This is a genomic window from Achromobacter deleyi (genome assembly GCF_013116765.2).
In the GTDB taxonomy this organism is placed as follows: Bacteria; Pseudomonadota; Gammaproteobacteria; order Burkholderiales; family Burkholderiaceae_B; genus Achromobacter; species Achromobacter deleyi_A.
This window is the reverse complement of sequence record NZ_CP074375.1, coordinates 3,423,745-3,438,326: the sequence shown is the minus strand read 5'-3', so window position 1 is coordinate 3,438,326 and position 14,582 is coordinate 3,423,745. Positions and strand designations below refer to the sequence as shown.

The following is a 14,582-nucleotide window of genomic DNA, read 5'->3' as shown; positions in this document are numbered from 1 at the left end:
CTTTGCCCCGCCGCTAAAAAAAAGGCTCCACAGGCCTGCATGCATTTCGTGTCGCGGAGTTCTCGCGGGGCGCGGACGGCTTCATGCCTGGGGCGTCCATTGCAGCACCAGCTCCTGTCCCATCGCGGGGTCCGAGGTGGAGTGCGCGCCCGTTTCGATGCGGCCGGCCAGCCGGCGCAAGAACGCCGGCTCGTCCTGGTCCTGCACGCTGATGTCGTACCAGCCGCCAGTGCGGGACATGTCCCAGGACAGCTCGAGCGTCTCGCCGGGAGCCAGCGCGACGTCGGCATCTTGCGGATAGTCGTAGGCGTTGGCCGCGATGCGGCAGTTGCGGGGCTGGGCGCCGGGGTTATGCAGCGACAGCCGCAGCGGGGCGCCGGCTCCTTCGTAGCCGGCGGCGACTTCCAGTTCCGGCGCCGTCGTAGCAAGAGCGCGCCCGGCGCAGTGCCGGTGAAAGCCGTTGGGTCCCAGTATCCACAGGTCATAGCGGCCGTCGCCGGAGGTCCGCCACACGCCTTCCAGGTGCTTGCCGGCACCCACGGTGTAGCGGCGCGGGCCGCGCTCCAGATCCAGCCGGTCGTACACATGCAGCACCGCGCCGGCCGCGCCGGGGTTTTCGAAGCGCAGCACGACGCGGGTGTCTTCGCTGCGGGCATGGGCGTGCAGCGCGTAGGGCAGCGCGCGCGAGGGCCGGACGCCGGGCTGCTGCCGCGCCAGGGCGGGCGTGAGCGGCGCGGGCGGTTTGACGGTGCCGGGCAGCGCCGCGGCCTGGGCGGCGCGCTCGGCGGTGGGGGGCAGGCCGCGCAGCAGGTCCTGGTTGTCGGGCGCGGCAAAATCGAAGATCGACGTCAGGTCGCCGCAGACCGCCAGGCGCCAGGGCGAGATATTGGGCTCCGCCACGCCAAAGCGCTGCTCCACGAAGCGCAGCACCGAGGTGTGGTCGAACACCTGGGAATTGACCCAGCCGCCCTTGGTCCAGGGCGACAGCACGTACATGGGCACGCGCGGACCCAGGCCATAGGCGCCATGCAGATGCGCCTGCGTGTCGTCTTTCTCCACGCCGGCGATGTGCTCGTGATATTCGCCCCGGGTGTCCGCCGTGGAGGCTCCCGCCAGTTCGCCCGAAGCGTCGCGCGATGGTGGGGCGGGCGGCGGCATGTGGTCGAAGAAGCCGTCGTTCTCGTCGAACATCAGCAGCAGGACCGTCTTGCTCCAGACCTCGGGGTTCGCCGTCAGCGCGTCCAGCACGCGGGCGGTGTAGTCCGCGCCCTGGGCGGGGCTGGACGGGCTGGGATGCTCGGAGCCGGCCTTGGTGGCGCAGATCCACGACACCTGCGGCAGCGTGCCGTCCAGCACGTCCTGGCGCAGCAGGTCCAGGTCGCGGGTGGCCAGCGCCTTGTCCTTCAAGGCCGCCATGGATCCGGGCAGGCCCTGATAGGCGTCGCGATAGGCCTTGAACCCGGCGGTGGGATTCAGCGAGTAGTTGTCCGCCATGTTCTGGTAGATGCGCCAGCTGACGCCGGCCCGCTCCAGACGTTCGGGGTAGGTGGTCCAGGTGTAGGCGCCGGCGGGATCGCCGCCGGTGAGCTTGTTGTAGACGTTGCCCAGCGCCGGGCCGTTGCCGCGCGCCTCGCCGTCGTTGGTGCCGGTCCAGAGGAACAGGCGGTTGGTGTTGGTGCCGCCGGTGAATGAGCAATGGTAGGCGTCGCACACCGTGAACGCGCGCGCCATGGCGTACTGGAAGGGCATGTCGGCTTCCGCGAAGTACGCCATCGAATGATTCTTCTTGGCGGCCGGCCAGTTGCCCATGCGGCCGGCGTCCCAGGCGTCCTGGGCGTTGGACCAGGTGTGCGGGGTGCTGGCCACGCGCATGGTCTCGTAGGCCTCGCGCGTGTCCAGGCGATACGGCAGCACGGTGCGAGGGGCGCCTTCGTCGGGCTTGTCGTTGTACTGGGCCCAGACGGTGCGGCGCCGGGCATCCGGGCTGTCTGGCACAGGGATGGGGAAGCGGTCGCCAAAGCCACGCACGCCGGCCAGGCCGCCGAAGTAGTGATCGAACGAGCGGTTTTCCTGCATGAAGATCACGATGTGCTCGACATCGCGGATCGTGCCCGTGCGGTGGTTGGCGGGGATGGCCAAGGCGCGGCGGATCGCCGCGGGGAACAGCGCCAGCGCGCTGCTGGCGCCGGCCAGAGCGGCGCTGTTGCGTAGAAAATCACGTCTGCTGTGCATGGCCTCACCTTGCGGTCCGAAGCCGACAGCGTACGCGGCTTTCCTGTTATTTTCCTGACGGCCAGCGGCCGCCCAGCGCCTGGGTGGCCGTGGCGCCAGCTTCCTGCACCAGCTTGGCCATTTTCTTGACCGCGGCCGGAGAGAAGCGCTCTTTGGGGCCCGACAGGGAAATGGCGCCGCAGATGTCTCCGTCGGGACCGAACACCGGGCTGGACACCGCGGCGCAGTTGGGATCGCGTTCGCCCATGGAGGTCAGCATCAGGCCAGCCTGCGCGGGCGACTGGCCGTCGACCAGATAGGCGGTCAGAAGCTTGCCCGCCGCGCCCTTGTCCAGCGGCAGCAGGTCGCCGACGCGGATGCGGTCCAGCGTGGAATGATGCGAATCCACCCGCAGCAGGCAGACGCGCGACTGGGCATCGTGATAGACGTGGAACGACGCGCTTTCCGTGCCCTTGTCGACCAGGTCCTGCAGCAGGGGCAGGATGGTTTCCGTCAGGCGATAGGTGGCTTCATAAGCGCGCCCCAGGTGGTGGGCGTAAGGCCCCAGGGCGTAGCGCCCGTCGGCGCGGCGCACCACCAGGGCCGCCTTTTCAAGGGATGCGATGAGCCGCAAGAGCGTGCTCTTGTAAAACCCCGTGGCCCGGGAAAGATCGGCAAGCGTGATGGGATCGGTGCGTTGCGCGACGGCCCCGACGATGGTCAGGGCGCGTTCGACGGCGGCGACGCCGTCGGTGGAATTGTCCTGAGTAGGGGTACGACTCATTGGAATGATAGGGGGGTGATTAGGCGGTGGTTCCCGACTCCGCGTCGATCACCCGGCTGATGACCGGGAAATAGCGGTTGCCGTGACCCTGGGCGAGCGCCGCGTCGAACCATTGGTCCACGTTGCGGGCTCCCAGCGCCTGTACGCCGGTCTGTTCCGCCAGCGCCAGCGCGTAGCGCAGGTCTTTGCGGGCGTAGTCCACAGGGAAGGCCTTTTCGGGAAAGTCTCCGGGCAGAATAGCCTTTAAGCCGTGGTTGCGCAACGCGAAGCTATCGGCGGAACCCCGCGTGAAGGTCTCCAGCAGAACCTGCGGATCCACGCCGGAACGGCGCGCAATGGCGCGGGCTTCCGACAGCGCCACCACGGTCTCGAACAGCACCATGTTGTTCAGGATCTTCACGACCTGGCCGCTGCCGACGGGGCCGCAGTGGGTGATCTCATTGGCGAAGGTGGAGATCAGCGGCTTGACCCGCGCAAAGACCTGCTCGTCGCCGCCGATCATGACCGACAAGGTGCCGGCCTCGGCGGCGGCGCGCGTGCGGGCGACGGGGGCGTCGATGAAGGTCGCGCCGCGGGCGGCGAATTCGGCCGCCAGTTCACGCGTCACGTCCACCGGCGATGTGCTCAGATCCACGATCAGCTGGCCGCCGCGCGCGTTCGCCAGCAGGCCGTCGGCGGCGCGGGCAAGCTGCGCCACCACCTCGCCGGACGGCAGGGACAGGAACACGACGTCGCATTCGCGCATGATCTGCGAGGCCGTCGCGGCGGCCACGCCATGCGGGGCCAGGCGCTGCAGGGGGGCTGGGTCGTTGTCGCAGCCCAGCACGGGCAGTCCGCCCTTGACGGCCAGGTTGCGGCAGATGGGTTCGCCCATGACGCCCAGGCCGATGAAGCCGGCTCGTTGAAATTCAGGCATGAGGATGGTCTCCGAAAAAAGGGGGGGGGGGCCGCAGGCGCGGCCCTGGATTGGATGAAGTAAAGCGCCCGGGCTACATGCCGAAGTAGATGCCCTTGGACTGCTGGTAGAGCCGCAGCCCGCTCACGCCTTTCTCGCGGCCGATGCCGCTTTGCTTGAATCCGCCGAACGGCGTGGATATGGAGAGCTGCTTGTAGGTGTTGATCCACACGCTGCCCGCTTCCAGGCGCCTGGCGACTCGCCAGGCGCGGCGGTAGTCCCCCGTCCAGATGCCGGAAGCCAGGCCGTAGGCGCTGTCGTTGGCCTGGTCGACCAGATCGTCCTCGTCCTCGAAGGTCAGCGCGCACAGCACGGGGCCGAAGATCTCCTCGCGCACCACATGCGCATCGCGCGCCAGTCCGCCCAGGATGGTGGGCCGGTAGAACGCGCCCGCCTCCAAAGCGGCGCCGTCGGGCCGCTGCCCGCCCAGCAGGACCTGCGCGCCCTCGCGCCTGGCGGACTCGACCATGCCTTCGATCTTCTCGCGATGGGCAAAGGAAGCGATCGGACCCATCTGCGCACCGTCGGCGTCGGGCAGGTCGACCTTGAGCCGGCCGGCGCGCGCCACGAGTTTTTCGATGAAGGACTCGGCGATGCTGCGTTGAACGTACAGCCGCGAGCCGGCCACGCAGGACTGTCCGCTGCCTTCGAAGATGCCGCCGATGACGCCGTCTATGGCCGCGTCCTGGTCCGCGTCCGCGAACACGATGTGGGGTGACTTGCCGCCCAGTTCCAGCGCCACGGGCATCAGCTTTTCGGCGGCGGCATGTGCGATGGCGCGGCCGCTCGCGGTGCCGCCCGTGAACGACACCATGCGCACGCCCGGATGCTCGACCAGGCGGCGGCCGACGGTGGAGCCCAGGCCGGTGATCACGTTGAGGATGCCCGGCGGCAGGCCGGCTTCCAGCGCGATGCGGCCCAGCGCCAGGGCGGGCGAGGAGGTGACCTCGGACGGCTTGAGGATCACGGCGTTGCCGGCGGCCAGCGCGGGCGCGACCTTCTGCGCCTCCATCGTCAGCGGCGAGTTCCACGGCGTGATGGCGACGACCACGCCGTAGGGGTCGTAGTGCGTCATCGACAAATAGTTGCCGCGAGCCGGCGTGACCTCGGCGCCCAGCGTTTCGCAGACGCCGGCGTAGTAGCGGAAGGTGGCCGCCGCGCTGGCGACCTGCGCCTTGCATTCGGCCCAGACCTTGCCGTTTTCAATCATCTGCAGGCGTGCCAGCAGGGGCGCGTTCTGCTCCATGCCGTCCGCGATGCGGCGCAGGATCGCGGCGCGCTGGTGCGGCAGCATGTCGCGCCAGGAGGCCTGTCGCTGGGCTTGCCAGGCGGCGTCGATGGCCTGGTCGACCTGCGCGTCGGTTGCCGCGCTGATCAGGTAGTTGCGCGCGCCGGTCGCGGGGTTGACGGACTCGAAGGCGGCATCGCCTTGCTCGATCCATTCCCCGCCGATCAGCATGGATTTCAGGGTTTCCGAGGGTTCGGACATGAAGTGTTGTTCCTCTCTTGATGGGATTTTCCGTACCGGCCGCAGGCGCCGGGAACGCATTTATTCGTTGACAGTCTTGGGCCGAAAAAATATAAAATAGAATAAGCGTTCTGTCTACTGGAACGATAAGAATAAACAAACCGTCTGTCGAAGACAAGAGGAGACATCCCGATGCAATGCAATTGGTTGCGCGTCCTGGCATGTGCCACGGCGCTGTTCGCGGGAACGGCGCACGCCGATTCCTATCCTTCAAAGCCCGTGTCGATGGTCGTGCCATACCCGGCCGGCGGCGCGACCGACGTGGTGGCGCGCGCCGTGGCGGAGAAGCTCACGCAGTCGTGGGGGCAGACCGTCATCGTCGAGAACCGCGCCGGCGCGGGCACGACCATCGGCGCCAGTGCGGTGGCGCGCGCGCAGGGCGATGGCTACACGCTGTTCATGACCACGTCCGCCCACACGATCAGCGGGCATCTCTACACCAAGCTCAACTACGACCCGGTCAAGGACTTCGCGCCCATTACGCTGGTCACCAAGGTTCCGCTGGTGCTGGTGGTCAATCCGTCCATCCCGGCCACCACCCTGCAGGAATTCCTGGCCTACCTGAAGCAGAACAGCGGGTCGGTCAACTTCGCTTCTCCCGGCAACGGGACGGCGCAGCATCTGAGCGGCGAGCTGTTCAAGATCGCCACGCAATCGGCCATCACCCATGTGCCGTATCGCGGCGACTCGCCGGCATTCACCGACCTGGCGGGCGGGCAGGTGCAGATGATGCTGGCCACGATCACGTCGGCCTTGCCGCTGATCGAGTCCGGCAAGCTGCGCGCGCTGGCCGTGGCCAACGGCAAGCGGGTGCAGGCGTTGCGCAACGTGCCGACCTTTGCCGAAGCCGGCATGCCCGGCTTCGAGGCCGCCACATGGTTCGGCTTGCTGGCGCCGGCGGCCATGCCGCCGGCCCAGGCGCAACGCATCTATGAGGACGTGTCCAGGATCGTGGCCACGCCGGAGATGCAGACCCGCATCGAAGGCCTGGGCGGAGAAGTGGTCAACAGCACGCCCCAGGCGTTCGCCGCCTTCATGACGCAGGAGCAGGAAAAGTGGGGCCGGGCCGTCAAGGCTTCCGGCACCGTCGCCGCGCAGTAACCACCCAGCATCCGTAGCCGCGCACCCATGCAGCGCGCGGCACGGAATCAGGCAATCCCGGAGGAGACACATCATGACAGTTTCGAAATGGCTGGCAGCAGGCGCGTTCGCCTGGTTCAGCGCGGTTCCCCTTGCGGCAAGCGCCGCGGACTTTCCCAACGCGCCGGTCAAGTTCGTCGTGGGCTTCAGCCCCGGCAGCACGATCGACACCGTGGCGCGCATCGTCGGCGAAGCCCTCTCCACACGCATGGGGCAATCGTTCGTGGTGGAGAACAAGACCGGCGCCAACGGCATGATCGCCGCTCGCACCGTCGCGCAGGCCAAGCCGGACGGCTACACCATCCTCGTCAGCAATTCCAGCTCGATCACGGTCAACCCCTTGCTCTACAAGGATCTCCAGTACGACCCTCTGAAGGACTTCGCGCCGGTGACGACCGTGGTGTCGGTGCCTTTCATCCTGACGATCAATGCCGAGAACCCGCGGGTGGCGGGCGTGAGCGACGTCAAGTCGCTGGTGGATCTGGCCAGGCGCAATCCCAACACGGTCAGCTACGGGTCGGCCGGCAACGGCAACCTGATGCACCTGGCCGGCGCGCAGCTTGCCTCCATGTCCGACGTGCAGATGCTGCACGTGCCATACCGGGGGGCGGCGCCGATGGAGGCGGGGCTGATGTCCAAGGAGGTCGACTTCGGCTTCGACACCCTGTCGGGGGTGCCGCTCATCAAGGCCGGCAAGCTGAAGGCGCTGGCGGTTTCAACCGCCGAGCGCTGGCATGACCTCCCCGACGTGCCGGCCGTGGCCGAGCTGGGATACCCGGGCTTCGATATCTCCTTCTGGGTCGGCATCTTTGCGCCGGCGGGGACGCCGCCAGAGGTGGTGGACCGGCTGAACCGCGAGATCGCGGCGGCCGCCAAGGATCCGGTCGTGCGCGCGCGCCTGGCGGCGCAGGGCAACCCCTCCACGCAGTCGCCGCAGGCTTTCCGGCAAAAGATCGCCGATGAGCTCAAGCAGAACGAAGCGCTCATCAAGCGCGCAAACATCAAGATCGATTGAGCCGGCGGCGATGGCCGCATCGGCAACGGACAGGGAGGAGCACAAGGTGTCCTGGGAAAAAGAACTGCAAGAACTGGCGCTGCGCAAGGAACTGGCGGCGCGCATGGGCGGCGAGGCGAAAGTGCGCCGCCATCGGGAAGGCGGCAAGCTGCCGGTGCGCGAACGCATCGCCAGCATGGTCGACCCCGAGTCGTTTCGCGAGGTGGGGGCGCTGACCGGCAGCGGGGAATACGATGCCGAAGGCCGGCTGACGGACCTGACGCCGTCCAACCTGCTGATCGGCCGCGCCAAGGTGGAGGGGCGGCCGGTCGTCGTGGCCGCCGACGATTTCACCGTGCGCGGCGGCGCCAATGACGGCGCGGTCGGAGACAAGCTGGTGGAGGCGGAGCGCATGGCGCAGGATCTGCGCCTGCCGCTGTTGCGGCTGGTCGACGGCACGGGAGGCGGCGGATCCGTGCGCAACATCGAGATCAAGGGCCATACCCTGTTGCCCAAGCTGCGCATGTGGCCGCTGATGGCGCAGAACCTGGCCACCGTGCCGGTCGTGTCCCTGGCGCTGGGATCGGTGGCGGGCCTGGGCGCGGCGCGGGTGGCCGCCAGCCACTACGCCGTCATGGTGCGGGAGACCTCGCAGCTCTTCATCGCGGGCCCCCCGGTCGTGGCCCGCATCGGCCAGAAACTGGAGAAGAACGAACTGGGCGGCAGCGACATTCACACGCGCAATGGGGTGGTGGACGACGAAGCCGACTCGGAAGAGGCCGCCTTCGCCATGGCGCGACGATTCCTGTCATATCTGCCGCGTTCCGTGCATGAGCTGCCGCCGCGAGCCGCCCACCCGGGCCGCGCCGCGGCCGACCAGGACTGGCTGCGCGGCGCCATCCCCTCCGATGCGCGAGCCGTGTACAAGATGCGGCCTGTCGTCGAAGCACTGATGGACGAGGGATCGTTCATGGAGATCGGCAAGCGGTGGGGTCGCGCGGTGATCACGGGCCTGGCTCGCATCGACGGCTGGCCGGTGGCCGTGTTCGCAAGTGACCCGTATCACTATGGCGGGGGCTGGGACGGCCCCGCCGCCGAGAAATTCACCCGCCTGCTCGATCTGGCCGAGACCTTCCACCTGCCGGTCGTGAACCTGGTCGATGTGCCGGGTTTCCAGATCGGACTGAATGCCGAGAAGGCCGGCGCCATGCGCTACGGCGTGCGGGCGCTGACGGCGGTGGCGCAGTCCACGGTGCCGTGGTGTTCGATCATCGTGCGCAAGGCCTTCGGCGTGGCGGCCGGTGGCCATCAGAGCGCGGGCCGCTTCAATTTCCGCTATGCCTGGCCGTCGGCCCAATGGGGCTCGCTGCCCGTGGAGGGCGGGCTCGAGGTTGCCTACAAGGCCGAGATCGAAGCCGCCGCGGACCCGGACGCCAAGATGCGCGAGATCGAGGCACGGGTGCGAGGCCTGACCTCGCCCTTCCGCAGCGCCGAAGCCTTCGTCGTGGAAGACATCATTGACCCCGCCACCACCCGGAATGTGCTGGAAGAGTTCGTGGAACTGACCGCGCCCTTGCGCGAGCCGGGTCCGCGCGCCTTTGGCTACCGGCCGTGACCACCGTCTGGAGCACAACATGAAACGAGTCATCGTGGCCAACCGGGGCGCCGTCGCGCGCCGCGTCATCCGCGCGCTGCGCGCGCTCGGCATGGAGTCGGTTGCCGTCTATTCCGAGGCAGACCGCGATCTGCCCCATCTGCGCGAGGCGGACCTGGCCGTTCCGATCGGGCCGGCGCCCGCCGCGCAAAGCTACCTGAACCGCGCGACGTTGCTGCGCGTCGCGCGCGAGTCCGGCGCGGATGCGCTGCATCCCGGCTATGGATTCCTGTCCGAGAACGCGGACTTCGCCGAGGAAGTGGAACAGGCGGGCATGATCTTCGTCGGCCCGTCGCCGCGCTGGATCCGCATGCTGGGGCACAAGACCCAGGCGCGCGACGCGATGCGGGCGCTGGGGATGCCGATGGCGCCGAGCAGCGCGGTGCTCGGCGGCGACCTGGACGCCGTGCGCCACGCCGCGCAGGCCCTGGGCTACCCGGTGCTGATCAAGCCGGCCTCGGGCGGAGGCGGAATCGGCATGATTCCCATGAACGGCCCGCAGGACGTCGAAGCCGAATGGGGGCGGGCGCGACTGATCGCCGAGCGCAGCTTCGGCGGGTCCGACCTGTATCTGGAAAAGCTGCTGCGCAACCCGCGCCATGTCGAATTCCAGTTCCTGGCGGATCGCCACGGGCAACTGCGCTGCCTGTATGAACGCGATTGCTCCACCCAGCGCCGTCATCAGAAGGTGCTGGAGGAGGCGCCGGCTCCCGGGCTGGACCGGGCGGCGCTCCAGGACATGGCGGCCAGGCTGGAAGGCATGCTGGCGGGCCTGGGGTACGACGTGATCGGCACCGTCGAAATGCTGTACACGCCCGAATCTGGCTTTTCATTCCTGGAAATCAATACCCGCCTGCAGGTGGAGCATGCCGTGACGGAAGCGGTGACCGGTGTCGATCTGGTGGGCGCCCAGCTCAGGCTGGCGGCCGGCGAGCGGATGGAGGAGGTGCTGCGCGAGGTGCCGCCCTTGAGCGGACATGCCCTGGAGGCACGCGTCTATGCCGAGGACCCCGTGCGTTTCCTGCCCTCGCCGGGCGTGCTCCAGGTGTTTGCGCCACCGGCGCTGCCGGGCGTGCGCATCGAGACGGGCTATGCCGAGGGCTGCCGCGTGTCCAGCCATTACGACCCGATGCTGGCCAAGGTGATCGCGCATGCGGCCACGCGCGAGCAGGCGCTGGACCTGCTGCAGACCGCGCTGGCGCAGTTCCGTGTCGTAGGCGTCAAGACCAACATTCCCTTCATCCAGCGAGTGTTGGACGACCCGGAATTCCGCGCCGGCCGGGTATGCACCGGCATGGCGGGCCGCATTCTTGAAACCGCGCGTGTGACGGCGCAAGCCGCGTGAGCGGATGGTTCCAACCGAAAAATCCTAGGAGAAGACGATGTTCAAAGTAGAAACGCCCGTGGTGGGTCGCGTGGTTGCCGTAAGCGTACGTCCGGGCCAGCGCGTGGAGGCGGGCGACAGCGTGATCAAGGTGGAATCAATGAAGATGGAGATTCCGGTGGAGGCCGAACGCGCGGGCATCGTGGCGCGCGTGCTGGTCGGCGAAGGCGACGAGGTGGATGAGGGCCAGATCGTGGTCGAACTGGAGTGAGGCGGCCATGCTGATCCATACGGAACGGATGGAGTCAGGCCGCGTGGCGATGCTGCTGCTGCGCAATCCGCCGGTCAACAGCCTGAGCGCGGCATTGCGCGCGGAGCTGCATGCCGCGATCGAAGCCGCGCTGGCCGACCAGGACGTGCGCGTCCTGGTGCTGGCGGGCGATGGCGGCTTCTTCTGCTGCGGCGCGGAGATCCGGGAGTTCAATACGCCGATGTCGGCGCGCGAACCGACGCTGCGTTCGGTCATCGCCTTGATCGAAGGAGCGTACAAGCCCGTGGTGGCGGCGATTCATGGCGCGGCGCTGGGTGGCGGACTGGAGTTGGCGCTGGGCTGTCATTACCGCGTCGCGCTGCAAGGCGCGTCGCTGGGCCTGCCCGAAGTGAAATTGGGTGTGCTGCCCGGCGCGGGCGGCACGCAGCGGTTGCCGCGGATCGTCGGTGTGGAGCGGGCGCTGCAGATGATCGCGCAAGGCGATGCCATCGGCACCGAAGGCGCCGCGGAGTGGGGCCTGATCGACGAGGTGTTTGCCGACGGCTTGCAGCAACGGGCGGCCGCCTATGCGCTGGCGGTGGCCGATGCGCCGCTGGCCGGCCGCAACGTCGGTGCGCGCCGGGTGGGGGCTCCGGCGGATGCGGGCGTGTACGACCGCGCCCGGGAGCTGGCGGCCCGCCGCTATCGCGGCTGCGTGGCGCCGCTGGCGTGCGTGGATTGCGTGGAGTATGCCGCCGGCGCCACGCTGCAGGAGGGGCTGGCCTTCGAGCGCGAGCGCTTCCTGGAGCTGGTCGACGGAAGCCAGTCCAAGGCGCAGCGCCATCTGTTCTTCGCCGAGCGCGCCGCGGTCAAGCTGCCGCAGGACTGGGCGGCGAGCGGGGCCATTGCCACGGTGGGCGTGGTCGGCGCGGGCACGATGGGCGGCGGCATCGCGATGAGCCTGGCGAACGCCGGACTGGACGTGGTGCTGGTGGAACGCGACGCGCAGGCGCTCGCGCGCGGATGGTCGGCGATCCGCAAGAACTACGCCGCGACGGCCGCCAAGGGAAAACTGTCCGCGGCGCAGGTGGAAGAACGCCAGGCGCGGATCCGCACCAGCCTGGACATGGGCGGCTTGCGCGATGCCGATCTGGTGATCGAGGCCGCGTTCGAGGACATGGACGTGAAGCGCCAGATATTCACGGCGCTGGACGAAGTCTGCAAGCCCGAGGCCATCCTGGCTTCGAACACCTCGCGTCTGGATATCGACGAGATCGCCGGGTTCACCCGCCGGCCCTCTCGGGTGCTGGGGATGCACTTTTTCAGCCCGGCGAATGTCATGCGCCTGCTGGAAGTGGTGCAAGGCCGCGAGACGGACGGAAATGTCGTCGCCGCCGTGTTCCGGCTGGCTCGCATGATGGGCAAGCTGCCTGTGCTGGTCGGCGTTTGCGACGGCTTTGTCGGCAACCGCATGGTCAGTCCCTACACGCGAGAGGCCCACTTCCTGCTGGAGGAAGGGGCGTCCCCGTCTCAGGTGGACGGCGCCTTGCAGCGCTTCGGGCTGGCGATGGGGCCGCTGCGCATGGCCGATATGGCGGGCCTGGACATCAGTTGGGCGTTCCGCAAGCGCATGGCGCCGACGCGCCCCGCCCACCTGCGCTATTCGCGCGTGGCAGACAGCCTGTGTGAACAGGGGCGCTTCGGCCAGAAGACGGGCAGCGGCTTTTACCGCTACGAGGCGGGCAGCCGAGACCCGCTTGAGGATCCGGAAGTGCTGGCGCTGATCGAGGCTTGCGCCCGACAGGATGGCATCGCGCGGCGAACAATCTCCGACGAGGAGATCGTGCAGCGCACGATGTATGCCCTGGTCAACGAAGGCGCCCGCATCCTGGACGAGGGGATTGCCCGCCGCGCTTCGGATATCGACGTGATCTACGTCAACGGCTATGGGTTCCCGGCGCATCGGGGCGGGCCGCTGTTTTATGCCGATCAGCAGGGGCTGCCAGCGGTGCTGGCCACGATCCGGCGCTTTCACGAAGAGCACGGCGAGCTCTGGCGCCCCGCGCCGCTGCTGGAACGGCTGGTGGAGAAAGGGCAGTCCTTCGCGGACTTGTGACGGGAGGGGCCGCGCATGGTGCGCGGCGCCCGCGAAAAACAGTAGGAGACAGCAATGCATACGGAACCAGCCGGCGCCGCGACGCACGGGCCGCAGGAGCAGTACTTTTCAAGGTTGGCCGAAGGCCGCTTCCAGATCCAGCGCTGCGCGGGTTGCGGCGCGCACCAGTTCTTTCCCCGCGTACTGTGCATGCACTGCGGCGCGACGGACCTGGAATGGACGGATCCGGCCGGCGCCGGCACCGTCTATTCCTTCAGCGTCGTGCGGCGCAAGCCGGAGGCGGGCGGCGACTACAACGTGGCGCTTATCGACCTGGAGGAGGGCGTGCGCATGATGAGCCGGGTGGACGGCGTCGCGCCGGACCGCCTGCGGATCGGCATGTCCGTCAAGGTGCGGGTGCTGCGTGATGAAGGCCAGGCCCTGGTGGTGTTCGTGCCAGCGGAGGCGGCATGATGTCGCTCGAATCATTGCGCGGGCAGGTCGCCATCGCCGGGGTGGGGCATGCGGGGCTGGGCGAAGCCCGCGGCTACACCGAAATGGAAGTGCTGGCCCAGGCCGCTACGCGGGCGGTGGCCGATGCCGGCCTGTCGATGCGGGATATCGACGGGCTGGCGACCTGCAGTTCGTCGGCCACGATGTGGAGCATGCCGGTTGCCGAATACCTGGGATTGCGGCCCCGCTATATCGAAGCCACGATGCTGGGCGGGTCGAGTTTTGTCTCGCACCTGCTGCCCTCGGTGATGGCGCTGGTGTCCGGGCAATGCAACGCCGTGCTGGTCTGCTATGGCAGCACGCAGAAGACGGCAACGTTCGGCCGCAAGGAAGGCGTCAAGGCGCGCACGCTGCTGGACCCGCAGCCCTTCGAACACCCGTACTCCCCCCTGCAGCCGGTCACGTCCTATGCGATGGCCGCCGCCCGCCACATGCACCAGTACGGCACGACGCGGGAGCAATTGGCCGAAGTGGCCGTGGCCGCCAGGGCCTGGGCCCGGCTCAACCCCGAGGCCGCGATGCGCGATCCCCTTTCTATCGACGACGTGCTGCGGTCGCGGCCCGTTTCCGATCCCCTGACCGTGCGCGATTGCTGCCTGGTGAGCGACGGCGGCGGCGCGTATGTGATGGTGCGCGCCGACCGCGCCCGCCATCTCCGGCAGGCGCCGGTCTATGTGCTGGGCAGCGCCACCGCGGTGTGGAACCGGCAGATCTCGTCCATGGAGGATCTGACCGTCACCGCGGCCGCCGAATCGGGCAAGCGCGCGCTGGCGATGGCGGGCCTGACCGTGGGCGACGTGGATGTCGCCGAGCTCTATGACGCGTTCACGATCAACACGCTGCTGTTCCTGGAAGACCTGGGATTCTGCAAGAAGGGCGAGGGCGGCGCCTTTGTGCAAGGCGGCGGCATCGCACCGGGCGGCCGCTTGCCGGTGAACACGAATGGCGGCGGACTGTCCTGCGTGCACCCGGGGATGTACGGCATCTTCCTGGTGATCGAAGCCGTGCGCCAGTTGCGGGCGCAGGCAGGCGAACGCCAGGTGCAGGGCGCCGATATCGCGCTCGTGCATGGCAACGGCGGCACCTTGTCCAGCCAGTCCACCGCCATTCTGGGCGGCCCGTCCACGCGTTGAT

At 68.3% G+C, this 14,582-nt stretch carries 12 protein-coding genes; 8 read left to right on the top strand and 4 right to left on the bottom strand.

Translation table 11 applies throughout. The annotated features are described in order from the left end of the window. Window positions 1-81: 81 nt before the first annotated feature. From HLG70_RS15435 to HLG70_RS15420, 4 genes are all read right to left on the bottom strand, one after another. Window positions 82-2,232, bottom strand: a complete 2,151-nt coding sequence (locus tag HLG70_RS15435) for a phosphocholine-specific phospholipase C (protein WP_171664292.1) — start codon at window positions 2,230-2,232, stop codon at window positions 82-84. Window positions 2,233-2,278: 46 nt separating this feature from the next. Beyond that, window positions 2,279-2,995, bottom strand: a complete 717-nt coding sequence (locus HLG70_RS15430) for an IclR family transcriptional regulator (RefSeq protein ID WP_171664291.1) — start codon at window positions 2,993-2,995, stop codon at window positions 2,279-2,281. 19 nt (window positions 2,996-3,014) lie between these two features. Further along, entirely contained in the window at window positions 3,015-3,911 is an 897-nt protein-coding gene (locus HLG70_RS15425) for an NAD(P)-dependent oxidoreductase (protein ID WP_171664290.1), read from the bottom strand. 73 nt (window positions 3,912-3,984) lie between these two features. Next, window positions 3,985-5,439: an aldehyde dehydrogenase gene (locus HLG70_RS15420; protein ID WP_171664289.1), complete on the bottom strand. Its 1,455-nt coding sequence runs from the start codon at window positions 5,437-5,439 to the stop codon at window positions 3,985-3,987. A gap of 171 nt (window positions 5,440-5,610) precedes the next feature. Between HLG70_RS15420 and HLG70_RS15415 the strand changes: the two genes are divergently transcribed. The 8 genes from HLG70_RS15415 (at window position 5,611) to HLG70_RS15380 (ending at window position 14,581) form a co-directional block, all read left to right on the top strand. Beyond that, entirely contained in the window at window positions 5,611-6,579 is a 969-nt protein-coding gene (locus HLG70_RS15415; RefSeq protein WP_171664288.1) for a tripartite tricarboxylate transporter substrate binding protein, read from the top strand. 73 nt (window positions 6,580-6,652) lie between these two features. After that, on the top strand, window positions 6,653-7,633 hold the full coding sequence (locus HLG70_RS15410) for a Bug family tripartite tricarboxylate transporter substrate binding protein (RefSeq protein ID WP_171664287.1): 981 nt from the start codon (window positions 6,653-6,655) through the stop codon (window positions 7,631-7,633). Window positions 7,634-7,679: 46 nt separating this feature from the next. Continuing rightward, complete coding sequence (locus HLG70_RS15405; RefSeq protein WP_171664286.1) at window positions 7,680-9,227, top strand: acyl-CoA carboxylase subunit beta; 1,548 nt, start codon at window positions 7,680-7,682, stop codon at window positions 9,225-9,227. 19 nt (window positions 9,228-9,246) lie between these two features. Then, window positions 9,247-10,611 carry an acetyl-CoA carboxylase biotin carboxylase subunit gene (locus HLG70_RS15400; RefSeq protein ID WP_171664285.1) on the top strand — a complete coding sequence of 455 codons (1,365 nt, stop codon included), beginning with the start codon at window positions 9,247-9,249 and terminating at the stop codon, window positions 10,609-10,611. Window positions 10,612-10,648: 37 nt separating this feature from the next. Then, window positions 10,649-10,861: a biotin/lipoyl-containing protein gene (locus tag HLG70_RS15395; RefSeq protein ID WP_171664284.1), complete on the top strand. Its 213-nt coding sequence runs from the start codon at window positions 10,649-10,651 to the stop codon at window positions 10,859-10,861. 7 nt (window positions 10,862-10,868) lie between these two features. After that, complete coding sequence (locus tag HLG70_RS15390) at window positions 10,869-12,956, top strand: 3-hydroxyacyl-CoA dehydrogenase NAD-binding domain-containing protein (RefSeq protein WP_171664283.1); 2,088 nt, start codon at window positions 10,869-10,871, stop codon at window positions 12,954-12,956. 54 nt (window positions 12,957-13,010) lie between these two features. Next, window positions 13,011-13,409 (top strand): Zn-ribbon domain-containing OB-fold protein, encoded by a 399-nt coding sequence (locus HLG70_RS15385; RefSeq protein ID WP_171664282.1) that lies wholly within the window; start codon window positions 13,011-13,013, stop codon window positions 13,407-13,409. Next, entirely contained in the window at window positions 13,409-14,581 is a 1,173-nt protein-coding gene (locus HLG70_RS15380; RefSeq protein WP_171664359.1) for a thiolase, read from the top strand. Before HLG70_RS15385 ends, HLG70_RS15380 begins: the two co-directional genes overlap by 1 nt. Window position 14,582 lies beyond the last annotated feature (1 nt).